The sequence below is a fragment of the Pseudonocardia sp. CA-142604 genome (assembly GCF_050948475.1).
Taxonomy (GTDB): Bacteria; Actinomycetota; Actinomycetes; order Mycobacteriales; family Pseudonocardiaceae; genus Pseudonocardia; species Pseudonocardia alaniniphila.
The window spans coordinates 6,936,250-6,961,654 of sequence record NZ_CP192045.1 but is presented as its reverse complement, the minus strand read 5'-3'; the positions used below and the strand labels follow the sequence as shown (position 1 = coordinate 6,961,654).

General features: G+C 69.3%; 21 protein-coding genes. 11 read left to right on the top strand and 10 right to left on the bottom strand.

Features of this window, described 5'->3' with window-relative positions; genetic code table 11:
• The first annotated feature begins 372 nt into the window (after positions 1-372).
• The 5 genes from alsS (at position 373) to ACQPZQ_RS31475 (ending at position 5,073) form a co-directional block, all read left to right on the top strand.
• A complete protein-coding gene (alsS, locus tag ACQPZQ_RS31495; RefSeq protein WP_433286852.1) occupies positions 373-2,046 on the top strand; it encodes an acetolactate synthase AlsS in 1,674 nt (557 codons plus the stop codon).
• Positions 2,043-2,849 carry an acetolactate decarboxylase gene (budA, locus tag ACQPZQ_RS31490; protein WP_433286850.1) on the top strand — a complete coding sequence of 269 codons (807 nt, stop codon included), beginning with the start codon at positions 2,043-2,045 and terminating at the stop codon, positions 2,847-2,849. The genes alsS and budA overlap by 4 nt, the downstream gene beginning before the upstream one ends.
• A gap of 551 nt (positions 2,850-3,400) precedes the next feature.
• Positions 3,401-4,153 (top strand): HAD family acid phosphatase, encoded by a 753-nt coding sequence (locus ACQPZQ_RS31485; protein WP_433286848.1) that lies wholly within the window; start codon positions 3,401-3,403, stop codon positions 4,151-4,153.
• Positions 4,154-4,330: 177 nt separating this feature from the next.
• A complete protein-coding gene (locus ACQPZQ_RS31480; protein WP_433286846.1) occupies positions 4,331-4,744 on the top strand; it encodes a YidH family protein in 414 nt (137 codons plus the stop codon).
• Positions 4,741-5,073, top strand: a complete 333-nt coding sequence (locus ACQPZQ_RS31475; RefSeq protein WP_433286844.1) for a DUF202 domain-containing protein — start codon at positions 4,741-4,743, stop codon at positions 5,071-5,073. The genes ACQPZQ_RS31480 and ACQPZQ_RS31475 overlap by 4 nt, the downstream gene beginning before the upstream one ends.
• 31 nt (positions 5,074-5,104) lie before the next feature.
• Here the strand turns inward: ACQPZQ_RS31475 and ACQPZQ_RS31470 are convergent, their stop codons facing one another.
• The gene (locus ACQPZQ_RS31470) at positions 5,105-5,983 is read right to left on the bottom strand and encodes an NAD(P)H-binding protein (protein WP_433286843.1); all 879 of its coding nucleotides are present in this window, start codon (positions 5,981-5,983) and stop codon (positions 5,105-5,107) included.
• 90 nt (positions 5,984-6,073) lie between these two features.
• On the opposite strand from ACQPZQ_RS31470, the gene ACQPZQ_RS31465 reads away from it, so the two are divergent.
• Positions 6,074-6,853, top strand: coding sequence for a helix-turn-helix domain-containing protein (locus tag ACQPZQ_RS31465; RefSeq protein WP_433286841.1), 780 nt, complete (start codon positions 6,074-6,076; stop codon positions 6,851-6,853).
• Between the two features lie 136 nt (positions 6,854-6,989).
• Here the strand turns inward: ACQPZQ_RS31465 and ACQPZQ_RS31460 are convergent, their stop codons facing one another.
• The 5 genes from ACQPZQ_RS31460 to ACQPZQ_RS31440 all read right to left on the bottom strand — a co-directional run bounded on the left by ACQPZQ_RS31460 (position 6,990) and on the right by ACQPZQ_RS31440 (position 11,151).
• Positions 6,990-7,886, bottom strand: coding sequence for a DUF6130 family protein (locus tag ACQPZQ_RS31460; protein ID WP_433299444.1), 897 nt, complete (start codon positions 7,884-7,886; stop codon positions 6,990-6,992).
• A gap of 266 nt (positions 7,887-8,152) precedes the next feature.
• Positions 8,153-8,623 carry a hypothetical protein gene (locus ACQPZQ_RS31455; protein WP_433286839.1) on the bottom strand — a complete coding sequence of 157 codons (471 nt, stop codon included), beginning with the start codon at positions 8,621-8,623 and terminating at the stop codon, positions 8,153-8,155.
• Positions 8,624-8,679: 56 nt separating this feature from the next.
• Positions 8,680-9,708: a zinc-dependent alcohol dehydrogenase family protein gene (locus tag ACQPZQ_RS31450; RefSeq protein WP_433286837.1), complete on the bottom strand. Its 1,029-nt coding sequence runs from the start codon at positions 9,706-9,708 to the stop codon at positions 8,680-8,682.
• A gap of 2 nt (positions 9,709-9,710) precedes the next feature.
• Complete coding sequence (locus tag ACQPZQ_RS31445) at positions 9,711-10,142, bottom strand: GlcG/HbpS family heme-binding protein (RefSeq protein WP_433286835.1); 432 nt, start codon at positions 10,140-10,142, stop codon at positions 9,711-9,713.
• Between the two features lie 40 nt (positions 10,143-10,182).
• On the bottom strand, positions 10,183-11,151 hold the full coding sequence (locus tag ACQPZQ_RS31440; RefSeq protein WP_433286833.1) for an NADPH:quinone reductase: 969 nt from the start codon (positions 11,149-11,151) through the stop codon (positions 10,183-10,185).
• 240 nt (positions 11,152-11,391) lie between these two features.
• On the opposite strand from ACQPZQ_RS31440, the gene ACQPZQ_RS31435 reads away from it, so the two are divergent.
• Positions 11,392-13,038, top strand: coding sequence for a helix-turn-helix domain-containing protein (locus ACQPZQ_RS31435; protein ID WP_433286831.1), 1,647 nt, complete (start codon positions 11,392-11,394; stop codon positions 13,036-13,038).
• Between the two features lie 408 nt (positions 13,039-13,446).
• Positions 13,447-13,677, top strand: a complete 231-nt coding sequence (locus tag ACQPZQ_RS31430; RefSeq protein WP_433286829.1) for a hypothetical protein — start codon at positions 13,447-13,449, stop codon at positions 13,675-13,677.
• Between the two features lie 4 nt (positions 13,678-13,681).
• On the opposite strand, the gene ACQPZQ_RS31425 is transcribed toward ACQPZQ_RS31430, so the two are convergent.
• Entirely contained in the window at positions 13,682-16,366 is a 2,685-nt protein-coding gene (locus tag ACQPZQ_RS31425; protein WP_433286827.1) for a LuxR C-terminal-related transcriptional regulator, read from the bottom strand.
• 1 nt (position 16,367) lies between these two features.
• A complete protein-coding gene (locus ACQPZQ_RS31420) occupies positions 16,368-19,157 on the bottom strand; it encodes an AAA family ATPase (RefSeq protein ID WP_433286825.1) in 2,790 nt (929 codons plus the stop codon).
• Between the two features lie 275 nt (positions 19,158-19,432).
• Between ACQPZQ_RS31420 and ACQPZQ_RS31415 the strand changes: the two genes are divergently transcribed.
• Together ACQPZQ_RS31415 and ACQPZQ_RS31410 are read left to right on the top strand one after the other, a co-directional pair.
• On the top strand, positions 19,433-21,145 hold the full coding sequence (locus tag ACQPZQ_RS31415; RefSeq protein WP_433286823.1) for an FUSC family protein: 1,713 nt from the start codon (positions 19,433-19,435) through the stop codon (positions 21,143-21,145).
• Between the two features lie 252 nt (positions 21,146-21,397).
• Positions 21,398-22,495 carry an L-dopachrome tautomerase-related protein gene (locus tag ACQPZQ_RS31410; protein WP_433286821.1) on the top strand — a complete coding sequence of 366 codons (1,098 nt, stop codon included), beginning with the start codon at positions 21,398-21,400 and terminating at the stop codon, positions 22,493-22,495.
• A 41-nt stretch (positions 22,496-22,536) separates the two neighbouring features.
• Here ACQPZQ_RS31410 and ACQPZQ_RS31405 read toward each other — a convergent pair whose 3' ends face one another.
• Both ACQPZQ_RS31405 and ACQPZQ_RS31400 read right to left on the bottom strand, forming a co-directional pair.
• Positions 22,537-23,721 carry an acyl-CoA dehydrogenase family protein gene (locus ACQPZQ_RS31405; RefSeq protein ID WP_433286819.1) on the bottom strand — a complete coding sequence of 395 codons (1,185 nt, stop codon included), beginning with the start codon at positions 23,719-23,721 and terminating at the stop codon, positions 22,537-22,539.
• 187 nt (positions 23,722-23,908) lie between these two features.
• Entirely contained in the window at positions 23,909-24,826 is a 918-nt protein-coding gene (locus ACQPZQ_RS31400; RefSeq protein WP_433286817.1) for an NADP-dependent oxidoreductase, read from the bottom strand.
• Positions 24,827-24,948: 122 nt separating this feature from the next.
• On the opposite strand from ACQPZQ_RS31400, the gene ACQPZQ_RS31395 reads away from it, so the two are divergent.
• Positions 24,949-25,392, top strand: a complete 444-nt coding sequence (locus ACQPZQ_RS31395; RefSeq protein ID WP_433286815.1) for a winged helix-turn-helix transcriptional regulator — start codon at positions 24,949-24,951, stop codon at positions 25,390-25,392.
• The last annotated feature ends 13 nt before the right edge of the window (positions 25,393-25,405 follow it).

The window sequence follows — 25,405 nt, the reverse complement described above, 5'->3', positions numbered from 1 at the left end:
TATTCGAGGCGGCATCCTCTGATGCCTCGCAGTGGGAGCTGGTCGCCGTCCGGGAAGCGCGACCAGTCCCCGCGGTAGCTGCCCAGCTCGCGGACGAGCAACGTTGAAGCGCTGCGGTGCCGCCACACCTGTGCACGGAGGCTGGGCGCCGACGCGTTGCAACGGCCGAGTGGGGATGTTTGTGGGGTTCGCCCTACCCCTGCCCTCGGGTGTGCATCGCTTAGATTCTGGTGACCGCGCAATGGAGGCGAAAGGCTGCCGGCGGCACACTCGCCCGTACGGATGGCTTCCGAAAAGCAAGCCACGCTTGCGGCGCACCAGGGGTATGTCGCACAGATCAATGGGAAACTCATCAACGGTACGGAGTGACGAATGCCAGAAAACGAATCTGTCCGAAGCGCCCGGCGCCTGATCGATGGCGTGACCTCGCAGGGCGCCCCCTATATCTTCGGCGTTCCGGGTGCAAAGATCGATCAGGTCTACGACGCTCTCGTGGACGGCGGTCCGCAGCTCATCGTGTGCCGTCACGAGCAGAACGCGACGTTCATGGCTGCGGCAACGGGGCGGTTGACCGGCACGCCCGGCGTGGTCCTGGTGACCTCCGGCCCGGGCACCACCAACCTGGCCACCGGTCTGGTCACCGCCAACACCGAAGGCGACCCCGTCGTGGCGCTGTGCGGCGCGGTGGCGCGGGCCGATCGGCTCAAGCGGACCCACCAGTCCATGAACGCGGCCGCGCTGCTCGGCTCGGTCACCAAGTTCACCGGCGAGATCGACGACCCGGACAATGTCCCCGAGGCCCTGGCCAACGCCTTCCGCGCCGCCCGGACCGCACCCCGCGGCGCGGCCGCCGTTGTACTGCCCGCCGATGTGATGGGCGCGCCGACGGCCGCAGCCATCACCACACCTCTCCCGGTGCCCGACCAGGGGCCGGCGCCGGCCGCGGCCATCCAACGGGCCGTCGACCTGATCAAGTCGGCCCGCCGCCCGGTGCTGCTGATCGGGGTCCGAGCCGCCGACCTGCCCGCCAGCGCCGCGGTGCGAGCGCTACTCGCCGAGACCGACCTGCCCGCGGTCGAGACCTTTCAGGGCGCCGGGGTGGTGTCGCGCAAGCTGGAGGAGCACTACCTGGGCCGAGTTGGCCTGTTCCGCAACCAGCCCGGTGACGTACTCATCGCTCACGCCGACGTCGTGATCACACTCGGCTACGACCCCGTCGAATACGACCCCGGCCTCTGGAACACCGACCCGCACCGCACGGTCGTCCACATCGACTCGGTACCTGCACAGATCGACAACCACTACCAACCCGCCCAGGAACTGCGCGGAGACATCGCAGCCACGGTGTCCGCCCTGACAGCACCGCTGGCCGGCCTGACTCTCACCGAGAAGGTGCGCACCGAGATCGCCACCCAACGCACAGCGCTCGGGGAGATCGACGAGCACGCGCGGCTGAGCCCGCACGGACCGGACGGGCTCAACCCCGCCGCCATGATCCTCCAGATGCGCGACCAGCTCGACGACGAGACCACCATCGCCTGCGACATCGGCTCGCACTACATCTACATGGCTCGCCATCTTCGCGTGTACGAACCGCGCCGACTGCTGTTCTCCAACGGCCAGCAGACGCTCGGTGTAGCGCTGCCCTGGGCCATCGCCGCCACCCTGGCCCGCCCCGGCACCCCGGTCGTATCGGTGTCCGGCGACGGCGGATTCCTCTTCTCCGCCATGGAATTGGAAACCGCCGTCCGGATCGGAGCGACCTTCACCCACATCATCATGCGTGACAACGGCTACAACATGGTCGCATTCCAGCAGGAATTGAAGTACGGCCGCACATCGGGCGTCACGCTGGGAAACTACGACGTCGTCTCCTTCGCAAAGTCCTTCGGCGCCCACGGCCATCAGGTCCGCACCCCCGAGGAGTTCGTACCTGTCCTCAAGAAAGCGCTGGCCGAGCCAGGGCCCTCGATCATCGACCTTCCGGTTGACTACAGCCGCAACACCGACCTCTTCGCCCAGCTGCCAGAGGACTCGTTCGAATGACCGGGCGACGCATGACCGAGCAGCTGCGTCAGCTGGCCGGATCCCTACTGGCCCACCACCTGGCCGGTCAGGAGGCCCGTCACCAGCCGGAGGAGGCACACACCCTCTACCAGACCTCCACCATTGCGGCACTGCTCGACGGCATCTATGACGGGGAGGTCACCATCGCCGAGCTCCTCACGCACGGCGACTTCGGGCTGGGCACCTTCAACCACCTCGACGGCGAAATGGTCGTGCTCGACGGCACCTGCTATCACCTTCACTCCGACGGCAGCGCCGGCCTCGCCGCCGACGACGAACGCACTCCCTTCGCCGCAATCACCACGTTCGATCCCGACATCACCATTCCCATCACACGACCAACCGCGCGTGCGGACGTCATCGCATTGATCGACGAGGCCATCCCCTCGGAGAACCTCGTGCACGCGGTGCGCATCAGCGGCACCTTCACGCACGTGCGCACGCGCACCGTCATGGCCCAGACACCGCCCTACCCGCCACTGACCGAGGCGACCGCAGACGAACCCATCACGGACTTCGACGACGTCACCGGGACGCTCGCAGGCTTCCGGACACCCGACTTCGAGCAGGGCATCTCGGTCGCCGGATACCACCAGCACTTCCTCGACCGCGAGCACGAGCACGGCGGCCACGCACTCGACTACACGGTGGCCCGAGGCAAGATCACGATCAGCACCGCCTCCGAGCTGCATCTCAGTCTTCCCCGCACGGGGCCTTTCCTCAGTGCAAACCTCACGGCGGTCGACACAGCGGCTCAGATCCTCAAGAGCGAAGGCAGCTGACACGCCGCAAAGCCCCCAGGCAGCACGCGTCCCTCGACTGCCAGGAATTGGTGGTGATCCTGGCCGCTGCCACTTTCCGAACACATGCGAAGGAGGAGGTCATGGCCCCTACGGTGGCCGACGCGATGGTGGCGATGCTGAAGGCGTCCGGGACGCGCCGGGTGTTCGGGATTCCCGGGGGGCTCGCTCAACGGATTCATGGACGCATCGGGATAGCGCACCCAAACCGGATGCGCCACCCATCGACAACAGCCACTTCGACGCGCCACGCCTACCCCGTTCTGTAGTCGAGGTGGTGCGGAGTTTCTATGCTGTCGTCGATGTTGGTGGCGGCGAATAGCCCGATCGAGTGCCCGATGAGTCGGATGGTCACTCGACCTCGGAGATCTGCGCGCAACACCCCATTTTACTCAAGCTAGAACGAACGAGGTTGCCTTGCGTGTGGTCGCGATATCGAGAAGACTTGCCGCCCTATGAAGTCAGGGGCAAAGCGGGCTGCCGGTGCGGGCGCCCGCCACGCGTGGGTGCCGTTGGGGGTAGCCGTCCTGGTGGTGGGCGTGCTGGCCGGCGCCTGCAGCGCAGCGGCGATGGCGACGACGACGGCGGCAGGAACGGCGCCGCCGGCCAGCGCGTCCGCCGATCGTTCTCAGCCGGTCAATCTCGACGACGCCAAGCACGACATCAGGACGTACTACGGCGACCATGTCGATGCCGCCGGACAGCATCAGGCCTCAGCTGACAGTGCATGGGCGCGACAGGTGGGGCTCGTCGACACTCGCGCCGTGCGGGAGCTCGAACGCCGCACGCGTGAACTCGGGCACCATCGTATGGCGATCGTGCTGGACATCGACGACACGGCGTTGTCGACGTATTCCTACGGTGCCAACAACGACTTCGCCTTCCACGACACCGCGAAGACGATTCAGTGGGCACTCGCGGAGAAGCTGCCCGCCATATCGGCGACGCTCGCCTTGGCAAGATCGGCGCGCGATCATGGCGTGGCGCTGTTCTTCGTCACCGGACGACCGCGCACTCTGGCGAACGCTACCTTGAAGAACTTGAACAAGGTGGGATATCCGGCGGCGGCCGGCATTTTCTTCGCGCCGGGCGCCGGTTCGATTCCGGCATATCTGCACTGCGGCGGCACGTGCACAACGGTTCAGTACAAGTCCGGTACGAGGGCCCACATCGAGTCGATGGGCTTCGATGTGATCGAAGACGTCGGCGACCAGCACAGCGACCTGAATGGTGGCCACGCCGACGCCACTTACAAGCTGCCCAATCCGATGTACACCGTTCCGTAACCGGCACTCTCGACCATGCGGCGGGATGATCTCCATCCCTGCGGTTGCGCTGGCACGTACGGAGGCCGGCAGGTGTTGTCGTGGGGTTGGCCCTATTCCCGGCCTCGGGTGTGCATCGCTCCATTATTGGTGGCCACGCAATGGGCGCGAAAGGCTGCCGTCGGCACACTCGCCTGCATGGACGGCGCCCCGAGGGACTCCATCCCCGGACACCAACGATTCCTCGGCCCAGCGGCGGCGGACACCGTCGTCGAGCATGACCCGGACTACCGGTTCACTCTCGCCAACGAGCGCACTTTCCTCGCGTGGATCCGCTCGGCGCTCTCGCTGCTCGCGGCGGGAATCGCGGTGGTGCAGCTCGTGCCCGCGTTCCCGCTGCCGGGGGTGCGCGCCGTGACCGGCGGGCTCCTGGTGGTTCTCGCGGTGCTGTGCGCCGGGAACGGCGTGCTGCGCTGGCGGCGGGTGGAGTACGCGATGCGGCGCAACGGGGCGCTGCCACCGCAGCGGGCCCCGTGGGTGCTCGCCGTCGGTCTCGTCATCCTTGCGCTGCTGGGTCTGGCCCTGGTGATCGTCAAGGGTTTCCTGGGATGAGGCCCATGCACGCTGGTCCGTCCCCGGATGCCCCCGGGCTACAACCGGAACGCACACGGCTCGCGTGGAGTCGCACAGCCCTCGGCATGCTCGCCAACGCGGCGCTGCTGTCGGTGCGCGAGATCGGTGCGGCGGGACTCACCGCGGCGGTGGTGCCCGCTGCGCTCGCGGTGCTCATCGCCCTGGTGACGGTCCTGGTCGGTCGGCGCCGGGCGGCCCTCCTGCGCCGTTCCCCGTTCCCGGCCCGCGTGGCCCCCGCCCTCGCCGTGCCGGTGGTCGGCTGGTCGGTGGTGGCCCTGGTCGTGGTCACCGGCATCGTCCTGATCTGAGCCTTCTGCGACTCGCTGGGGCCGGCAATCGTCAGCTCCGGTCCGCTGCGGAGCCGATGAAGGCGTCGCGGTGCTCCCGGGCCCAGGTCCGGAAGGTCCGGGCCGGGCGGCCGAGGATGTCGTGCACGTCGTGGGTCAGCACCGCGTTGCCGCCGTCGCGGACGAACCGGTAGCCGCGCACGGCCACGTCGACGACTGCCGGGGCGAACCCTGCGGCGAGCATCTGCTGACGCGCCACGTCGAGGGGTACGTCGACTGCCCTGAGCGGGCGCCCGATCTCCTCGCTCAGCTGCGCGACCATCTCCGGTGCGCTGAGCAACTCCGGTCCGGTCAGGACATGCGCCGCGCCGTCTGCCGTATCGGTGAGGAGGGCCTCGACCGCGACCGCAGCGATGTCTCGGGGATCGATCACCCCCTGCTTGCCCGGTCCGGTCGGTGTGGGGACGGGTTCATCGGCTCGGACCGCCTCGGCCCAGCGGAGTGCGTTCGACGCGAACGACGTGGGGCGCAGCGCGGACCAGGTCAACCCGCTGGTGGCGAGCAGGCGTTCGCCCGGGCCGTGCCAGTCCGCCGGTCGGGCGCCGTCACCCCCGGTGCTCTCACCGATCGCCGACAGCTTGACGATCTTGCGCACCCGGGCGGCCATGGCCGCGTCGATCATCGCCTTGTCATGCTCGGCGATCCGCGCTCCCGGCGCGGTCGCCAGGAATACGCAGTCGACCCCGTGCACGGCGCGGCGGAGCGACTCGGGGTCGTCGAAGTCGGCGCGCACCACGTCCGCGTGGAGAGCGTCCACGGCGTCCAGGCGCGCGGGGTCCCGGGTCATGGCGCGTACCTGCGCGTTGCGGTGGGTCAAGAGCCGCAGGAGTTCGCTGCCGACGGTGCCGCTGGCACCCGTCACAAGGATCATGGCCCCGGATCGTGGCAGCGGGGTTCGCCGCGCTTCTAGGAACTTTCGGCAGCCCACGAGGCCGCCCGGCGGGACCTAGTCTGGGCCGTTGTGAACGCGAAGGACGTGCGGTGGCCGGTCCCGGCCGACCTCCAGCCGTGGGTGGAGGGGATCGAGGTCACGACCCATGAGAAGGATCTGCGATGCCCGCTCGTCCACGTTCCCGACCCGGCCACCGTGCTCGTCTGGCGGATCGCCGCCGACGGCTGCGGTGCGGTGTTCGTGATGGGGCCGCGCACCCACGCCTCGTACTTCGACGCCAAGGACGTCCCACTCTGCCTCCGGTTACGGTTCCGGCCCGGAGCGGCTCCTGCGCTGGTGGGAGTATCGGCCGGCGAGATCGTCGACCGCGTTGTCCCGCTCGACGACCTCTGGGGGAGGTCGGCGCACCGGCTCGCCGAGGAGTTGGCCGAGCGTGCGGACCGTCCGGCGCTCGCTGTCGAACACCTCGCGGCAGCATTGCGCTTGCGCGCCGGGACAACGCGGGTGCCCCCGCGAGCCGACAACCTGGTCCGTACCGCTGCGGCGGCACTGTCCGTGGCGAGCGGACGCCCGCCCGCGCGGGTGGGTGAGGTGGCACGCCGGGCCGGCGTCGGTGAACGACAGCTTCGCACCCTGTTCACCACGGCGGTGGGCGTCTCGCCGAAGCAGTTCGCCCGCCTCAGCCGTATCCGGAGCGTCGTGGCGGGGGCGGCTCGCGAACCGTGGGCTCGGCTGGCGAACGACGCGGGCTATTACGACCAGTCTCACATGACCGCCGAGTTCCGCGAGGTCATGCATGTGACGCCCGGTGCCTTCGTTCGCGGATCCTTCCCGACCGTCCCGTGCTGAGCCGCGATTCGCGCCGACCGCTGAATCCGTGAAGTCTGTGCCATTTGCGGACTCAAGGACGATCCGGAAGATCTGTCCGCGGCGTTAAGGCCCGCATGCTCATGTCCATCGCCGCCCTCGACCCGGATAGCGAATGCTAATGCCCATCGTGCGGTGGAACCACGAAATCGATCGTCGTGCTCTCGATGATCCGGTGTGTGGGATCGGCGAGCCCGATCCATACCTCGTGTGGGCCAGGTGAAAGGTCCTGGATGATCAATGGTTCGCCACCGGCGTCGACCCAGCGCCAGGCCGAGTCGTCGACCTGGACGTGAATGTGGCCGATTCGGGGTGAGACGTCGAGGGCGTTCGGGCCGAAGACCGGAACGATCCTGAGGTTCACGGGGCGGTATCGGATGACCACCAAGCCCTTGGCCAGCTGGTCGGGAAGCGGTTTGTCGACCACGATGTGTGCGGGTGGCTGGGATTCGAGCGGAACCACCGGTGCGGGCAACCAGGGTTGCTGGTCCGTTGCAGAGCTGTTCGCGGCCGGCGCGGGATGCTGCGCTGGGTCGTGCGGAGAACCTGCGGGGGACGTGGCGTGAGGTGGGACCACGAAGCTCACGGTCTTGCTCTCGATGATCCGGTGCGTGGGATCGGCGAGCCCGATCCAGACCTTGTGCGGACCTGCCGGGAGGCCGTTGATGATGAGCGGCTCGCCGCTGGCGTCGGCCCAGTGCCACCCCGAGTCGTCGACCTGGACGTGAATGTGGCCGATTCGGGGTGAGACGTCCAGGGAGTTCGGACCGAAGACTGGAACGATCTTCAGGTTGTCGGCGCGGTAGCGGATGACCACCCGGCCCCCCGAGAGCTCGCTCGGGATGGGCTCGTCGACCACGAGGTGCGCGGGCGGTTGGGAGTCGAGAGGGACCACCGGTGCTGGTGGCCACGGCGGCTGGTCTGAAGTGGAACTGCTCGTTGCAGGCGCGGGGTGCGGGGCCGGAACCTGCGAAGGGGCGGCGCAGGAAATGGCGAAGAACCCGGAGGCGACCATTGTGCTCAGCACGAGACGACGGGTAAGCGGCCGGCGCATTCGTCTCCTTCCCGAGCTTCGTGAGCTCAGACCGGTGGCATCGCATCCGTGCCGCTCGTGCGCAACACGGTGGTCGGGACACGGATTGCCGAACGCCTCGCGAGCGCGGTCGAGGCCGGCACGGAGATCACGTTAAGCAGCCCGGCGCCGCCCGGGCGACTGTCACGTGGCGACGTTCCTGTAGGTCATCCCGGTCGGCTGCTGACGCCAGTCGCATGCGGGAACGTTCACCCCCGCGGATCGTCACGAAACGTCAGCGGTGGCTGTCCGGATCCCCCGCCACGGCGGCAAGAGCGCCGCCCGTCCCACCACATGGCGCCTGCGGTGGCCGCCGCACCGAGCAGTTCCCAGAGGGCGGCAGCGACGAACGACCGCGGAGCCCGGCCGGTCGCAACCCGGGCGCCGAGCACTCCACCCATGACCGCCCGGGCAGCCACCGTGTAGGCGGGGAACCACGACGAGCCTCTCGCGACTCCGACCAGGTAGAGGACGCCGTTGTTGACCGCAGCCGCCGAGGTGCTCGTGAGCACCGCAGTGAGGTGATCACGGTCTCCGTCGCTGCCGTCGAACCCGAGGGCGCGTAGCTGGCGTTCGGGGCGCGCCAGTCCTGCGACCCCCATGACCAGTGCCAGAACGCCGGACGCTGCGACCGTCCAGTCCGCGGCCGTGAGCGTGGTGAGCTTCGGCTTCAGCACCACGAGGCAGCAGCGTCCTCCCGCTGATACCGGGGATGGACCGGTATCGAGTGAGCGATTCACTCGAGGGCTCGGTCGCCGATGTCGACGACGACCTTGCCCGATCCTGTGCCTGTCGCAACCACCTCGTGGGCTTCGTCGACGGTTTCCAGGGTGAAGCGGCGGGGGTCGAGGCGTGGCGCGAGCACTCCGGCGTCTGCGAGGGCGGTTGCCTCACGCAGGATCTCGCCGTGGTGGTCCCGCCCCTGGCCGGTCAGCATCGGCGCCAACGTGAACACCCCTGAGTAGGTCGCGTTGCGGAACGACAGGGGCGCGAGGTTGTGCGTACCCCAGCCGAGAGCGCTCACCACGTGGCCGGTGTAGGCGCGGGCCGCGGCGAAGGACGCGTCGAGCACGGCTCCGCCGACGGTGTCGAAGACGACATCGAACCCCTCGCCGTCCGTGTGCTCGACGACGTAGCTCTCGACGGGTGTGGCGTAGTCGATCGGGGTGGCGCCGAGGCGTTTGATGGTGTCGAGGCTGCGGGGCGACCCCGTCGCGAAGACCTCGGCGCCGCGCGCCCGGGCGATCTGGACGGCCACATGCCCGACACCTCCGGCACCGCCGGGCACCAGCACTCTCTGCCGGGGCCGCACCTGGGTCCGGTCGACGAGGGCCTCGCATGCCGTGATCACGACCAGCGGTAACGCCGCGGCCTCGCGAAGGCTGAGACACTGCGGCGCGGGCGCGAGCAGCCGAACGTCCACGGCCGCGAACTCGGCGAGCGAGCCCTGTAGATCACCCACGCCACCCGTGAGGCCGTAGACGCGGTCGCCCCGGTCGAAGCCGGTGACTGCCGCGCCGACGGCCTCGACCACGCCGGCGAGGTCCAGCCCGAGCACCGCGGGAAGCTGGATTCGGGCGTGTGCAGCCTCTCCGGCCCGAATCTTGGTGTCCAGCGGGTTGACACCACTCGCTGCGATCCTGACAAGCACCTGGTCCGCGGCGGGGACGGGGATGGGGATCTCGGTGACTGCGGGCGCTTCGCCGAACCGTTCCAGCACTGCAGCGCGCATCCCGCGCTCGCCTCTCTCGAACTTGCGGTCCACGATCAGAGACCGCTCGCCGCGCTGATCGCGACCTCGTGGTCCTGCTGCGGAGAGCCACCTCCAGCGCCGACGGCGCCGATCACCACGCCCGCGCTGTCGGCCACCGGAACGGCACCTGCGACGAATGCCAGCGGGAGGACGGTGGAGGTCGGGATGGTGTACAGCGGAGCGCCGGGCTGCACGGCGCCCGCGAGGTCGGCGGTGGCCGCACCGAAGTACACCGACGTGCGCGCCTTCGCCAGCGAGGTGTCGATCGATGCCAACGCGGCGCCGTCCATTCGGCTCACATGCACCACGTTTCCGCCACCGTTCACGATCGTGACGGTGTAGGGGATGCCGATCTCTTCGGCTTCTTTCGTAGCGGCGACAGCCAGCCGGTGTGCGCTCTCCAGCGAGAGCGTCACTGGCGAGATCTGGGCCATGGACGTGGTCATTCGGGTTCTCCTTCGTTGTTGTTGCACCGGATCGGTTGATTCAGGGTGTGACGTCGATCAGAACCTTGCCCACCCAGTGGTTCTCGACTGCTTCGTGTGCCTCGCGAGTCCGTTCGAGCGGGTAACGCGCGATCGGCAAACCGTGCTCGTCGCCGACCCCGAACGCGCCCGTGGCGACGGCTGCGCTCACGGCCGCGACGGCATGGTCCTTCTGCTGTGTCGAGGTCGTGTAGGTCAGAATGAACTGGAACTGCACGTTCTTGACCATGCTCGGGAACGACGGGATCAGGAGCTTTCCCTCCCGGCCCGCTGTGTAGATCGCGATCGTGCCGCCCGGCGCGAGCATCTCCACGTCGGACGTGAGATTGACCGACGGTGCCACCTCGACGACGACGTCCAGGCCGTCCCTGGTCACATGCCGCACCTCTGCAGCAACATCCCCGGTGGCATCGATCACCTCGTCGGCTCCTGCGGCGGAGGCGAGCGCCGCCTTGGCATCGCTGGTGACCGTCGTGAGGACCCGGGCACCTGCCCATGTGGCGAGCTGGATGGCGGCGTTGCCGACGGCACCGGCGCCGCCCACCACGAGCACGGCCTTGCCGGTCAGCGCGCCGGGCTCCAGTCGGGCAGGCCCCTCGGCGGCGCAGGTCAGCGCCCGGTGTGCGGTGAGCGCCGGGATGCCCAGCGCGGCCCCGACGTCGAACGGGACACCGTCCGGAAGCGGTACGACCTGGCGCCGGGGCAGGACCACGTACTCCTGCGCGGTGCCGTTGGAACGCATCCAGGCGGCGTCCCACACCCATACCCGGTCGCCGACCACGAGGCCGTCGACCCCCGGACCCACGGCGTCGACGACGCCGGCCCCGTCCTGGTTGGGGATGTGCGGCCCCGCGGTGCCGTCGGTGGTACCGCGGCCGGAACGAGCGCCGACGTCGGTGGGATTGACGCCCGACACCACCATCCGCACCCGTACTTCTCCCGTCCCCACGTCCGGAATCTCGCGCTCCACCAGGTGAAGGACGCTTGCGGGTCCCGGTTCTTCGAACATCACCGCTAGCAACTGGATCTCCTCTCGAGCGGTAGTCGGTCTGACGTGTGCTCGAGTCTCGGCGCCGGAAGGCGCTCGACCATCCATCGGTCGACTGGCCATGCGAGGCGTTTCCCACCCGTCGCGCACGAGCGGGCGGACTACCGTCGAAGGCGACCTCACGGACAGCCCCGGGTTTCAGCCGAGCGGGAGGGAGAAGCCATGGCGGAGTCGGCGGAGCTCGGAGAGCTGGTGCGCGCCTTCCGCCATGCCGCCGGTCTGACGCTCGAGGATCTTGCGGAGCGATCAGGTGTGAGCGTGCGGGCGATCAGCGACATGGAGCGCGGTCGCAGCAGGAACCCGCAGGCGCGCACCGTGATGGCCCTCGCCGACGCGCTTCGCCTACCCGATGACGACCGCAAGCTTCTGCTGTACGCGGCCAGGACAGGCCGGTCCCGGCCCGCACCGGCGCCGTTGTGCGAACTGCCCCCGGACATCCCGGACTTCACCGGACGCTCCGCGGAACTCGCGACGCTCACCTCGGCGCTCGTCGACCGTGACGGACGACCGGCTCCCATTGTGATCTCCGGGGCGGGTGGCCTGGGCAAGACGGCGTTGGCGGTCCGCGCGGCATGCAGCACACGTGGCGAGTTCCCGGACGGTCGGCTGTTCGTCGACCTCCGCGGGAGCGACCCCGAGCCGCTCGACCCCTACGTCGTGCAGTTCCGCCTGCTGCGCGCGCTCGGCGTCGACGCCGAGAGGATCCCCTCGCTCCATACCGACCGCACTCAGGTGTTGCGGCGCGTCGTGGCCGACCGGCGTGTGCTGCTGCTGCTCGACAACGCGGCGGACGAGGCGCACATCCGGCGCCTGCTGCCCGGTCCGGGCGGTAGCGCAGCGCTCATCACCAGCCGGCGGACTCTCGCCGGGCTCGAACACGCACGTCGCGTCACACTCGGTCCGTTCAGTGACGCCGACGCCGACGGCATGCTGCGGGCCGTCGTCGAACACGATTCCGCCGCGAACCCGGCGCCCGCACTGATCCGGTCCGTCGCCCAGCTGTGCGGTAACTACCCCCTTGCGCTGCGGATCGCGGGCAATCGCATGCTGAGCAGGCCGGGCTGGACACTCGAGACCTTGGTCAACCGGCTCGCCGACGAGGAGAGCCGGCTCGACCACCTCTCGGCCGGGGACCTGCAGATCCGCGCTGCCTTCTCCGTGTCCTACGGCCAGCTGGAACCAACCACCCGGCTCGTGTTCCGGAGGCTGGCGTTGGTGCCCGGCCCCGACACGGGAGCCGCCCTGGCCTCGGTGCTGACCGAGTTGCCCGTACACGAGGTCGACCGGCGCCTCGACGACCTCATCGAGCTCGGTCTGCTCGTTTCTGCCGCGGACCAGCGCGCCGGGTTCCACGACCTGATCCGGCTGTTCGCTCGGGAGCAGTTGGTGGCCGAGGACACCCGCGAGGCCGTAGAGGCGGCCCGTCGGCAGATGGTGTCCTGGCTGCTCGCCACGGCCCGTGTCGCCGGGAGTTGGTTCCAGCGGAACCGGCAACGCAGCCCCGAGCCGTCCGACCTGACGATGGATTTCCCCGACCTGGTGTCGGCACAGCGCTGGCTGGAGGCCGAGAGCGAGAACTGGCTCGGCGCGCTGCGTCAGGCTCTCGGGACGGCTGACTACACCGCGGTCGTGAGCACTGTCGACGCACTCCAGGGGTTCTCCAGCAGATGGGTCAACTGGCGGCACTGGCCCGAGGTCTTCACCTTGTCCGCGACGGCTGCGGAAAAGCTCGGCGACCAGCACCAGTCGGCGAAGCACGGTGAGGGTCTCGCGCAAGCCGAAGCCGCCCGGCTGACCGACGGGGCGTGATGCCGTCAGTCATTCGACGGGTGGCTCGCCTCCTGTCGCCCGCGACAGTAGAACGGTGTCCACACCAGCCGTAGAGATCGCGAACGCGTTCATCCCACTCGGTCGAAGTGACCAGGGCGGGCGCCCGGACGCGATGCAGCTGCAATACCAGGAGGGCTACGTCTACGTCGGCCACCTGTTCTCCGGCGGATTCTCGGTCGTCGACGCTCGCAACCCACGGGACATGACCACCGTCGGTTTCCACGCCGCGCCTCCCGACACCTGGAACATCCACCTGCAGGCGCCGATTCAGGATCATCGACCTGAAGGACCCTGCGAAACCCCGGTGGGCGGGCGAATGGTGGCTGTGGCCACTTCGGGCCGCACAACCTGCACGAGAACCGCCCGGGCAGCTTCGTCTCCGACACGTTGATCTTCGCCACCTGCCAGAACGCCGGGGTGCGAGCCTTCGACATCTCCGACCCGTACCGGCCGAAGCTGGTCGGGGCGCTCGTTCCCGGTCCGCCGGCGAAGCTCATGGACCCGCGCCCTGGACGCCCCTGCGTGATCCAGACCGCGGATGTCCACGTCCGACCCGACGGTGTGCTGTTCTGCACCGACTACAGCGCCGGGCTGCTGAGCGCCCAGTACGACGGCTGACGGGTCAGACCAACGGTTGCTCCGGCGGTAGGACCTGCCGGAGCTGGTGGCGCTGGGTGATACCGAGCCGGAGATAGACGTTGTGGAGATGGGTGCTGACGGTCCGCGGCGACAGCTGGAGCCGGTCGGCCACATCGCGGTTCCGCAGACCCTGGGCGGCAAGCCGGGCGATCTGGAGTTGTTGTGCCGAGAGAAAGGCGACGTCTGCCGGCTTGCCGCGGTCGTCGGGATCGCCGCCGCCGGCCCTGAGCTCGACACACGCGGATCTGGCGAACACACGCGCGCCCAACGCGCCGAACGCTGAGAACGCCTCGGTCAGCCGGCGCCGCGCATCCAGCGGCCTGCGTTGCCTGCGCAGCCATGATCCGTAGTGCAGCCGCGCGAGCGCGAGCAGGAATGGCCACGATCCGGCCCGCGGATGGGAGATCGCATATCGGAACCGCCGCTCGGTTTCCGTGTCGTCAGCGAGAAGCGCGTAGGCCTGGGTCAACTGCAGCTGCGTCAGGATCGCCGGGCGGGTCCCGTGTGCCTGTCGCACGGAGTCGAGGACCGGGAGAGCGACAGCGCTCGTGCCCGCGCGGGCGGCCGCCATCGCGAGCCCGATCGCGTCGACACCATCGGGCGGCATCGTTCCGGCGTGCGCTTGTATCTCGATGGCGGCCAGGAAGTCGCGGGAGGCGGTGTCGAAATCGTCGGCGGCGAGGGCTGCATACCCGAGTGCGCGCAGCAGCCCGACGCGCCCCGTCCGGTTGCTCTCCAGGCAGAGGCCCGGCCAGCCCTCTTCGGCGAGTGAGCGCGCGGTCGGGGCGTCACCCCGAAAGGCGGCGAGGACGGCACGCAACGCCGCGAGGTGTACCCGCAGAACTGGTAGGTCCCGCGCAGCCGCGAGTTCGGCTGCGGAGTCGAGACCCCGCTCGGCGGCATCCCAGCGTCCTGTGTCGATCAGGCCGCGGATCAGCGCCGGCCATGCCTCGGGAAAGACTGCGGTGCCCTCCCCGGGGCGGGATTCGTCGAGAACCTCGGACCGCAGCGTGATCGCGAATTCACTGTCGTCGAGCGCGTCGGCGATCGTTGCCAGGGCCAGCCGGTCCATCGCCGGTATCCGTGCTACCTGGTCGTGCTCGGCGAGAAGCAGTTTCCGGTGGTCCGGCGCGCAGGCGGGGTCGACGCTCACCGCCGCGGACGCACGCTGGAGCGCGAGATCGGCCGCGCCGAGATACGGAGTCGAGGTCGGGAGGACCGGTCGGCCGGCCACTGCGCCGAGCAGGGATGTGGCAGCGTCGCGATGAACGCTCAGCCCGGATTGGGCCGACACCGCAGCACCGCAGACCGCCAAGCCCAGTGCTGTGGCCTGGTCGGTGAATGGATGACTGCCGGCGGTGCGAACGATGAGGGCCATGGCCTCGCGCTGGTGTCCGCCGCGGGAGAGCGCCGTCGCGGTGGCGCTCGCGGCGCTGCAGCGCAGGTCCGGCTGTTCGGTGAGCCGGTCGACGTGCGCGGCGAGTTCGCGGGTCCAGTCGGTGTGCCCCGCAGCCGACGCCGCGAGGGTGGCCAGCACGTAGCGACGAGCGGCGAGCTCACGGTCCGTCGACAGCTCGGCTGCGCGCTGCGCCGCGACCGCCGCGTGCGTCATACGTCCGTCGTCGCGGGCTTTCCGGCTCTCCGCCTCGAGAATCGCGGCGGTGCGTGCGTCACAGCCGAGCGGCAGCATCGCCTGGTGCATGGCGCGTTCGAACGAGGGTTGGCGGATGACGTCCGTGAAATCGGCATGCACCCGCCGGCGCTCCACAGCGGGTGCCGAGTGATAGACCGCGACCGCGACCAGGGGGTCCGGAAAGACGGCGTCGTCGTCGCGGAGCTCGACGAGACCGGCGGCCACGGCGGGCTCCCACACCTCGGGGTGCATCGATGACCGGCCTGCTGCGCTCAGCACCGCGGCGAGCGGTTCCCGGCCGGTACGTCCGGCCAGATACAGGAGGGTGTTCCGGGTGGCATCGGGGAGCGCACCGATCTGCCGCGCGTACGTCGTCCGGATGCGCAGGGTCTCCGGCATCTCCCTGTCTCCGAATGCGTGGCAGAGCTCGACGATCGCGCGCGGATTCCCCTTGGCCTGGCGGAACACTTCGTAGGCGGCGAGTCCGGTGAGGCGTGAGGGCTGGCGGCGCTGCAGTCGCGCCGCGGCAGGTGCATCGAGTGGCGGCAGTTCGTAAAGCCGAAGGTCCGGCCGGATGAGGCCCGCGGCCGCCGACGATCGGCTGGTCAACAAGAACACGATCGGCTGCGCCCGCAGCGTCTCGATCATCCTCAGTAGCGTGTCGACCGCACTGGGCTCGAGACGGTCCGCGTCGTCCACGGCGACCAGAACGGGTTGCTTCCGCGACGCCCGGCTCAGCCACTCCGACACGTCAGCCGCGGACTGATCGGGGCCGTCATCGTGCATGTGCCCGTTGGCACCTGTCCGATACCGCTCGGCCGGACACATCGCCGGGGTCACGACGAAGTACCCCTCCGACCGGGCTCGGTGCATCGCAGCTTGCAGGAGGACCGACCTGCCCATGCCGGGGTCGGCCGCGATCAGGGCTGCTGTTCCGGTCGACCGGTTCGGATCGATCAGGTCGAGGACCGGATCCCAGCCCGGGCCGAAGGTGCCGGGGGATTCGGTGTGATTGCCATGCGGCCAGTCGATCATGTCACTCCGGAATGACGTCCGGCAGCTGGCGGCGGTTGACGACGCCGAGCTTCGGAAAGATCTGGTACAGGTGGGATCCGATCGTGCGCGGCGAGAGCAGCAGCCGATCCGCGATCGCGCGGTTGCTGAGCCCCTGCGCCGCGAGTCTCGCGATGAACTGCTGCTGCGCTGTCAGCAGCGCGAACCCGTCGCGAGCCCCGGCGGCCACCGACACCCCCGCGGAGCGGAGACGGGCCCGAGTGGCGGCCGCGTCCCGGTCGGCACCGAGGCGGACGAAGCCATCGTGTGCGGCGGCGAGCAGAGGACGGGCGTCGAGGAACCGGCGACGGCCACGTAACCAGTGGGCGTAGTCGACCATCGCGAGCGCATGGTCATAGGGACGCTCGATCGCAGCGTGTTCGGCCGCCGTGCGCAGAATCGACTCGGTGCCGGGATCTCCGGTGCCGGTGAGCAGCGCGGTTGCATGGCCGGCCAGCAGCTTCCGGTGTGCCGAGCCACCGGCGCCGCGCCGGACGCCGACGACGGCCCGGGCGGCTGCCTCCTGCTGGTTCGCCTTCACCGCCGACCGGGCGAGCTCGACGACCGCCCGGTACGACCACGTGAAGTGCACCGGCTCCCCGTCCGGTCCGAACATCGCCAGGTAGTGCGTGCAGGCGAGTTCGTGGTCGCCGGCTGCGGCGAAGACACGTCCCGCCGCACGGTGGGCGAGGCAGCGGACCAAGCGACTGTCGTCCTGGGGACGGCTCGACCAGGGGTCGAGGGTGTGGAGAGCCGCCCGGGCAGCGGCATCGTCACCGCGCAAGGTCTGCAGGACGATCGCCTGAGCGGCGATAGCCCGGCCCAGTAACGGAAGGTCGCCGGCAGCGGCGATGTCCGCCGCTTCGGCCCGCACCGTGGCTGCCTCCCGCCACAGTCCGCACTCGGTGAGGGCATCGAGCAGCATGACGAAGCTGAACGGGTGGGCGCCCTGGGCCGTGTCCTCGCGCAGAAGGTGACGTGCACGCCGTAGGTGTCCGGCGGCGGCAGTCGGCGCGTCCGAGATCCAACTGGTGGTTCCCAACGCCAGGAGCCGCATGACCTCGCTCCGGCCGCTCGGAGGTTCGTTCAGGTCGAAGTCCTGCGCAGGGGGCCATTCGGTCGGATCGCAGATCGCCCTGCCCGAGGCGACCACAGCCGCGCGAGCCGTTTTGGGGCAGAACTCGTCACCCGGTTCGGAGCGGGCCGTGAGGCTCTCGGCGCGGCACGCGACGTCGGCAACCACGTGGCGCAGTGACGGTTCGCCGCTCACCAACGCCGCCATGCCGACAGTCGCGGTCAGGGCCGTGGCCACGCCCTGATCCCGTAGGCCGCTGTCGAACAGCCGGCGGACCTCGAGAACAGCGGCGGGCGCGGGCTCGTGAAGCGGAAGGTGCTGACCGGCGCTCGCCATCGCGGCTCCGAGCACGTCCGGGTCGTCGGTCAGGTACGTGACCCGCTCGCAGAGCTGACGGCACCACGCGTAGTGGCCGCTCAACGTGGCGAGGTGCGCGGCCCGGGCGTACCGGCGGGCGGCCTCGGGGGCTCGGCATGTGTAGTCCGCCGCACGTTGCAGGGCACCGGCCGCCTCGACGTGCCGGCCGTGCCGGTGCGCGATGTCAGCAGCCGACTGGAGCAGGAAGGCGACCTCTTCGGTGGGCTCTGCAGCGGCGTTGGCCGAGTGCCAGGCATGCCGTTCCACGTCGTGCGCCAGACAGCCGGCCAGCGCCCGGTGCGCCAGCCGCCGATCGTGCTCCGACGCTCCGAAGTAGCACGCCAGGCGAACAGCGGGGTCCCGGAAACCGACGCGGTTGCCCACCACCGTGAGCAAGCCCGCTGCTTCGGCAGGACCGCAGTCGGCGAGGTCAGCGTCAGCCGAGGACAGCACGGCCTGCAGGCCGTCGTGCTCGTCCGCGGCCGCAGCGCAGAGCAGAACCCGGCGGGTGGCGGCCGGTAGATGGTCGATCTGATCGGCGTATGCATGGCGGATCCGCTCCGGGACGCCCAGGCCGTACTCCCCGGGCGGAAAGCGGTCGGCGTTGATTGCGCTGTTGGCGAGCTCGATGACAGCCAGCGGGTTGCCGCCGGCATGGCGAAGGACCTCGCGCCGGTTCCATCCCGTCGGCGCGCTCGTCTGCCGACCGAGCAGGACTGCGGCCTCCGCGGCGGCCAGCGGGCCGACGTGGCATACGGGCAGGTCCGCGTCGAGGTGGTCGGGGGGCAGAACGCCGCGGGCCGCGAACAGCAGGAGTACACGCTCATTGCTCAGCCTGCGACTGAGGTGGGTCAGCACTGCGAGGGACTCACGGTCCGCGTCCTGCGCGTCATCGATGACAACGGCCACGGGCCTCTCCCGTGCCGCGACCCGGACCAGGGCCAGCAGCGCCCGGCGCAGTGCCATCGGCTCAGACACGGATTCGCCGGTGCCCGAGTCGGCCATGAGCTCCTGCAGCTGCCTGCGCAGGGACCACGGCAGCCGCGTTGCTACGTGCGCCAACGGCGCGACGACCCGGCGCAGCAGCCCGCAGCCCGCGGTTGATCTCCCTGGTTCGGGAAGGACGAGGAATCCCTGCTGCCGTGCTCGGGCGACGCCGACGAGCAGCAGGCTCGTCTTGCCGATACCCGCCTCGCCGAGGAGCAGCAGCCTCGCCGAACCGGTGGCCGCGTCGTCGACGGTCCGCGCAAGGAGATCGCGTTCGGCGAACCGGCCGACCAGGTCAGGTACCGGAGTGTGTGCTGCTCCCGCCCGCGTACGGCCTTCGTCTCCGACGAGCATCGTCCTCCGATCGTTGAATACGTCGGCCTCCGAGGTAACCCGGCCTGTTCTGCGCTCGCCATGCAGAACACAGGCAATAGTCGAAAGGAAGTCACATGACTTACGGGTCGAATCGGACTCCGGCGGCATAGTTCGTACACGCGGTCAGCCCGCTGTGATCCCGGTTCGGCCAGTCGTTCTGTGGATGGCTGCTCCTCACGCCCCGGGCACCCTCGCGGGCACAGCGCAACCGAATGTGCCGAAGTGATCCGGGAGGGTCCGTCGACGTGGTGACCATGAATGTCGCGACCCTGCGCGGATGGCTCCCGGATTGGTTCATCAGGACCATCGCCTTCGGTTCGGCGCCGGCGCCGTGGCGTGACTCGGTGCGGTCGGCGGTCACAGTTCCTACGGTGGCGGGTGTCGGCTATGCGATCGGTGGGCCGGCGATCGCGCTGATCTCGTCGCTGTCGGCCCTTCTCGTCGTGCTGAGCGAGCGCAGCGGAACGACCGGACAACGGACGCTGCGCACCGCAGGTGCCCTGGCCGCCGGCACGCTCGCCATGGTCTTCGGCCCCGCCACCGGTGGCAACGGGCTCGCCCCACTGCTCGTCGTGCTCACCTTCGGGCTCGTCTCCGGCCTGCTGAGCGCACTGGGCTCGGGGCTGTCGTTCGCAGGGATGCAACTCCTGGTCCAGATGGCGGTGGCGGGAGGCGTGCAGATCGACATCTCCCCAACCACGAGGGTGACCGCCTACGTCCTGGGCGGCCTCGCCGCGATCTCGGGGATGTGGCTGCAGAGTGCCCTCGAACGCACCGACCGTCTGTACGTGGCCGCGCTCTCGCAGGCCGTCAGGGCGCTGGGCGCCTGCGCGAATGCACCCGCGGGTGGGGACGCGAGCGAGTTGCGCCGTGCCGTGGAGACCACGCTCGCCGCCGCCGCCCAACTGATCCTGACCGCACGGCCCATCAGGAGAGCGCGCCGGGCGAAACTCGCGCTCTACCGCAGCGTGCTCGCCCGGGTGAGCGTGCTCGTGACGGTTGTCCGGTCCACATCTGTGGACGCGCGCACGGCCGAGGCGCTGCGTGCATACGCCGAAGAGATTGCCGCGATCACGCCGTCCACCCGGGTAGAGCCCCACCTGACGGCTCCGGTCGCAGCGCTCCTGCCGGCAACTTCACTGAAGCCGCCGCGCCCCGTCCCGGTGCGACGCATCGTCTCCGCACAGCTGGGGCACCGCCGAGCCTGGCAGTTCGTCGCCCGGCTGCTCCTGTGCCTGTTCGTCGCGGAGTTCCTCCGGCAGATCACCCCGTTCGGCCACTCCTACTGGATCGTCCTGACCGTTGCGCTCTGCCTCAAACCCGACTTCGCGTCGGTGTTCTCCCGCACGCTGCAACGCGGTATCGGCACCGGGCTGGGAGTGGTCATCGGCTGGGGCGCCACCTTCTTCGCCGCTGGATACTCCGTCCTGCCGATCCTGGCCGTGCTGTGCGCGGCGATCCCATGGGCAGTGCGGCGGAACTACTGGGCGTTCTCGGTGATCATCACACCGCTCGTCCTCCTGCTCCTCGACTACGGCGGCACCGTCGCTCCGGATGTGCTGCTACAACGCCTCGTGAACACCGCAACGGGCTGTGCGGTCGTCCTGGTCGTCGGGTACGCCCTCGTGCCGGGGACGTGGTGGCCTCCGGTCGACCGGGAGAGCGAACGGGTTGAGGCCGACCTCGCACGAGTCACAGCCGCCGAGCCGATCGCCTCCCTCGTCGATCGGTCGCTCCAACGCGCAGCGATCGCGTCCACACTGCAAGCCATGCGGGACCGTGCGGAACAGGCGAACAGCGAGCCGAGACCGATCAGGGTGCGCGCGCTGCGGTGGGCACGAGTCGCGACCTGCCTCGAGGACCGCCTCATGTCTGCTTCCGGGCCCCTCATGGGTGGTACCACCAAGCACTGCAGTGCCCCCGTCGCGGAATGCCGGCCGCGACCGGGCGATGGGCTGCAGGCGTAGCGTTTCCACGCGAGATCTGAGCACAGCCTGTATCCGTGTGCTTCCATCATTTCTTGATCGTGCCCGCGGATCATTCGGCTGCGGTACATGGGCTGTGTCCGTCGTGGGTTGCGGTGCTCGGCGCCAGTCATCCGTACGATGGCCGGTCGCGGTTTCAGGGGCAGCCTGGTCGAGGTAATACCCTGACCATCGATGTTGCCCGGCGAATCCTGCGGTAGCCGACTCGCACATCCATGCACCAAAAGGAGATCAATGTCCTCCGACTCTGCTTCAGCTACTTCCGGCGCGACCCCATTGGGTAGCTGGGTCGCTCCTGACTACGAGGTCGTCGCAGAAATCGACGATCTGATGCCGACCGGCGTGACCGTCACGGACGACGGGCGCGTTTTCGTCTCCTTTCCGCGGTGGGGCGACGACGTGCCCTGCACCGTCGCCGAGGTCGTGGACGGCAAAGTGGTGCCCTATCCCAGCCGTGAGCTCAACGAATGGAGCGAGGAGCGGAACGCGGACCAGCTGGTCTCGGTGCAGAGCGTGATCACCGACCCGGCCGGCCATGTGTGGTTGCTCGACACGGGAAGTCTCGCGTTCGCGCCATGGCTGGCGAACGGTCCGAAGCTGGTCGAGGTCGACCCCGCGACCGACCAGGTGGTCCGCGTCGTCCGACTGGACCCGGCCGCGGTCACTCCCACGACCTACCTCAACGACGTGCGTTTCGACTTCTCGCGCGGCACCGGCGGATACGCCTACCTCACCGATTCTCAGCCCGAAGGCGCGTTGATCGTGGTCGACCTCGGTTCGGGGGAGAGCTGGGGACGCCTGCGGGGGCACGTGACCACCACGGCGACCGAGGGGTTCAGAGCGGTCGTACAGGGTGTCGTCCGCGAGAACTACCAGGTTGGAGCCGATGGCATCGCGATCAGCGCGGATGGCAGTCTCCTCTACTACTGCCCGCTGTCCAGCAGGCGCCTCTACAGCGTGGAGACTGCCGCTCTCATCGACCGCTCGCTCACCGACGAGCAGGTGGCCGCGACCATCCAGGACCTGGGCGACAAGGGCGCGTCGGACGGGTTGGAGTCCGACATCGACGGGGCTGTGTACGCCACTGCCTACGAGCACAGTGCGGTACTCAGACGCGACGCCGACGGCACATGGTCGACGGTGCTCCACGGCCCGGACCTGTTGTGGCCGGACACCCTCGCCCTCGCCGGCGACGGCTTCCTCTACGTGAGCGTGAACCAGCTCCCGCGGACCCCGCTTTTCAACGACGGCGTGGACACGCGGGTGCCGCCCTACCAGATCGTTCGAGTGCACGTCGGCGCCGGCCCGGTCCGGCTGACCGGCGCTGCCTGAGAGGACCCCGGTGTCAAAACTCCGAGCGGCGAGGGCAGCGATCAGAAGATGGAGGTGTTGTAGGTGTCCACGCCCAGGAGCGAGCGGCCGTAGAGCTCGTCCGACGTGGTGGGGTCGATGAGCGCGTGCTGGATCAGCGTGTTCACGTCACGCCAGTAGCGCTGGATCGGTACCGCGTTCTGCACCGCTGATGCACCGCTGGTCCGGTACAGGGTGTTGACGCAGCTCTGAGCGTGCTTTGCGCACCACCCGAGATAGGCCTTGGTGAGGATCCGGTCCTCGGGAGAAGGGGTCCCGCCGGCGTTCTTCTCCATGCTTCGGATCGCCTCGACCGCGAACAGTTCGGCGCACCTCAGGTCGCGAGCGGCGTCTGCCAGCGCCAGTTGGGTACTCGGGGCCTCGGCCTGGCTCGTGTAGATCGTGCCGGTTATTCCGCGGCTCCCGATCCGTTCGCGCCATACGTCCATCGCGCCGCGAGCGATACCGACGAACGCCGGCGTGGACAGCGCGAGGAACAGCTGGACCGCGGGGTACCGGAAGTAGTTGTTGGCTGCGTAGCGACCCTGGTGCGGATACCGGCCGCTGGCGAGCGCCGCGATCGGGACGACGCGGCGGCCGGGGACGAACACGTCGTCGGCGGACGTGCTGTTGGTGGCGGTGCCTGCCATCCCGGCGGCGTCCCAGTCGTCGCTGATCTCCAGAACCTGCGTGGGCACCAGGCACACGACGGGCTCCGAGGTGTCGCCGTCCAGATGGTTCGCGGCGACTCCTGCCCATTGGGAGTGGCGCCCGCCCGTGTTCCATCCCCATCTTCCGGTCAGCCGCACGCCCCCCTCGACCGGAACGGCCGTTGCCGTGGTGGCGATGAGCGCCGATATGCGCAGGTCCGGGGTCGAGTAGATCTCGTCGGCTGCCTCGTCGCTCAGCATCGCAGGCCAGGACGCCGCAGCGCAGAAGATCGAAGCGATCCATCCGGTGGATGGGCATCCACGTGCGATCTCCGAGAGCACGTCGCTCACCAGAGCGAACGGCGCCTCGTAGCCCCCGTGATCTCTGGGCATGGTCAACCGGAACACACCGGCGTCGACGAGCGCCGTCAGGTTCTCGGGCAGCATGTGGCGCGCCTGTTCGGTGGCACGCGCCCGTTCCCGGAGGACAGGTACCAAGGCGATGACCCGGCTGAGCACGTCGTCAGCGTTGCCCGTCACGACAAGGGCGTCGCTCATCGAACTCCATTCAACCGATGCGGTGCGTCCGTTTCGTGCCGGCGGATACCGTGCCGTGAGCACGGTAATTCTTGTTTGCTCCAGGTCGGCACGTCAAATTCGCGTCGCGAATAATCGTCAACGAAATCTTGCACAGGTTGCCGGCGTGATGGGTGCCTGTGCCGGGCACCGCCCGGCGAGTGAACGGTCAGGGCTTGAGCACATAGCGACCGCGAATCCCGCCCTTGGAAACGGCTCGGTGGGCCTCGGCGACCTGGTCCAGCGGTACGACTGCGTGCACTCGGGTCGGCAGCTCGCCGGATGCGACCCTGGCGAGGAGGTTGGCCAGTCGAGGGCCGTCGGGGTGCGCCACCACGGCGTGGACGGTGATCCCGCGCTCCGTGGCCGGCTCGGCGCTCGGCTGGACGCCGACGAAGGCTCCGCCATCGCGGACCAGAGCGAGGCCGCGCTCCTGTAGCGCCGCACCGTCGGCGACCGCGTCCCAGCCCGGTTCGGCGTGCGTGGTGAAGTCGGCGCCGAGACTGCGGACGAACTCCTCGTCCTCAGCTCTGGCCAGACCGGTCACGTGCCAGCCGCGGTCCTGTGCAAGCGAGGCGAGGTATGCCCCGACTGCGCCGGCCGCGCCGGTCACCAGCAGCCTGTTGCCGTCGGTGGGCGCGTCGCCGAGCAGGTCGACGATCTGGGCCGCAGCCAGCCCGTTGAGCGGGACTGTCGACGCCGCGACCAGGTCCAGCCCGTCGGGCACGACGGCGAGGTCGGCTGCCGTCACCACGAGCTGCTCGGCGTAGGTACCGAAGTCGCGGTCGAAGCCGGCGACCATGCCGGCTGTGCGGGTGCCGACGGCCAGGTCCACCCCCCGGCCGGTGGCGACGACAGTGCCGGCGAAGTCCCAGCCCAGGCCGGTGTGCTCGGGCTGGTTGACCAGTCCCATCGCGTGGAAGAGGCCGCCCGCGACCCCCAGGTCGACGGGATTGACGGACGCGGCGGCGATCTCGACCCGGACCTCGCCCGGCCCGGGCTCGACGACGGGAACGTCGATGATCTCGATCGAGCCGGGTCCGCCCGGGGTGCGGACGACGGCGGTGCGGAAGGTGGACGTCCCCATGGGTTTCGCTCCGTAAGGCTTGTGTTCGGCGTTGTGCCACATCACTGTGGACGGGTAACTCTCCAATGGGGAGTGCGCACTTCGAAGTGCGTTGGTCACCCCTCGGTATGAAGGAACGGTCGATGCCAACGCTGACGGCAGCCCAGAAACGGGCACAGGCACGGTCGGACTACGACGCGTTCCTGGCGGTGTGCCCCAGCCGCCGGCTGCTCGATCGCATCTCCGACAAGTGGGTCGCGTTGATCCTGGCCGCGCTCGGCGGCGACGGCCCGCACCGACCTGGCGGCGACGGCGTCGGCGAGCCGCGGGCGATGCGCTACTCCGAGTTGTCCCGCCGGCTGGCCGGGGTCAGTCAGAAGATGCTCACCCAGACCCTGCGCTCCCTCGAGCGGGACGGCCTGGTCACCCGCACCGTGACGCCGACCGTGCCGGTCACGGTCACCTACGAGCTGACCGACCTCGGTCTCTCGCTCCACGACCTGATGCGCGGCATCAAGGAGTGGGCCGAGGCGCACATGGACGAGGTGCTCGACAATCGCGAGGAGTACGACGGCCGCGTCGGCTGAACGACCTGTGATC

Bases quoted from the DNA above. Each gene is read 5' to 3' on its own strand.
- ACQPZQ_RS31480 (WP_433286846.1), top strand. From the start codon at position 4,331: ATGGACGGCGCCCCGAGGGACTCCATCCCCGGACACCAACGATTCCTC.
- budA (WP_433286850.1), top strand. From the start codon at position 2,043: ATGACCGGGCGACGCATGACCGAGCAGCTGCGTCAGCTGGCCGGATCC.
- alsS (WP_433286852.1), top strand. From the start codon at position 373: ATGCCAGAAAACGAATCTGTCCGAAGCGCCCGGCGCCTGATCGATGGC.
- ACQPZQ_RS31415 (WP_433286823.1), top strand. From the start codon at position 19,433: ATGAATGTCGCGACCCTGCGCGGATGGCTCCCGGATTGGTTCATCAGG.
- ACQPZQ_RS31420 (WP_433286825.1), bottom strand. From the start codon at position 19,157: ATGCTCGTCGGAGACGAAGGCCGTACGCGGGCGGGAGCAGCACACACT.
- ACQPZQ_RS31460 (WP_433299444.1), bottom strand. From the start codon at position 7,886: ATGGTCGCCTCCGGGTTCTTCGCCATTTCCTGCGCCGCCCCTTCGCAG.
- ACQPZQ_RS31470 (WP_433286843.1), bottom strand. From the start codon at position 5,983: ATGATCCTTGTGACGGGTGCCAGCGGCACCGTCGGCAGCGAACTCCTG.
- ACQPZQ_RS31405 (WP_433286819.1), bottom strand. From the start codon at position 23,721: ATGAGCGACGCCCTTGTCGTGACGGGCAACGCTGACGACGTGCTCAGC.
- ACQPZQ_RS31425 (WP_433286827.1), bottom strand. From the start codon at position 16,366: ATGATCGACTGGCCGCATGGCAATCACACCGAATCCCCCGGCACCTTC.
- ACQPZQ_RS31475 (WP_433286844.1), top strand. From the start codon at position 4,741: ATGAGGCCCATGCACGCTGGTCCGTCCCCGGATGCCCCCGGGCTACAA.
- ACQPZQ_RS31395 (WP_433286815.1), top strand. From the start codon at position 24,949: ATGCCAACGCTGACGGCAGCCCAGAAACGGGCACAGGCACGGTCGGAC.
- ACQPZQ_RS31445 (WP_433286835.1), bottom strand. From the start codon at position 10,142: ATGACCACGTCCATGGCCCAGATCTCGCCAGTGACGCTCTCGCTGGAG.
- ACQPZQ_RS31400 (WP_433286817.1), bottom strand. From the start codon at position 24,826: ATGGGGACGTCCACCTTCCGCACCGCCGTCGTCCGCACCCCGGGCGGA.
- ACQPZQ_RS31435 (WP_433286831.1), top strand. From the start codon at position 11,392: ATGGCGGAGTCGGCGGAGCTCGGAGAGCTGGTGCGCGCCTTCCGCCAT.
- ACQPZQ_RS31410 (WP_433286821.1), top strand. From the start codon at position 21,398: ATGTCCTCCGACTCTGCTTCAGCTACTTCCGGCGCGACCCCATTGGGT.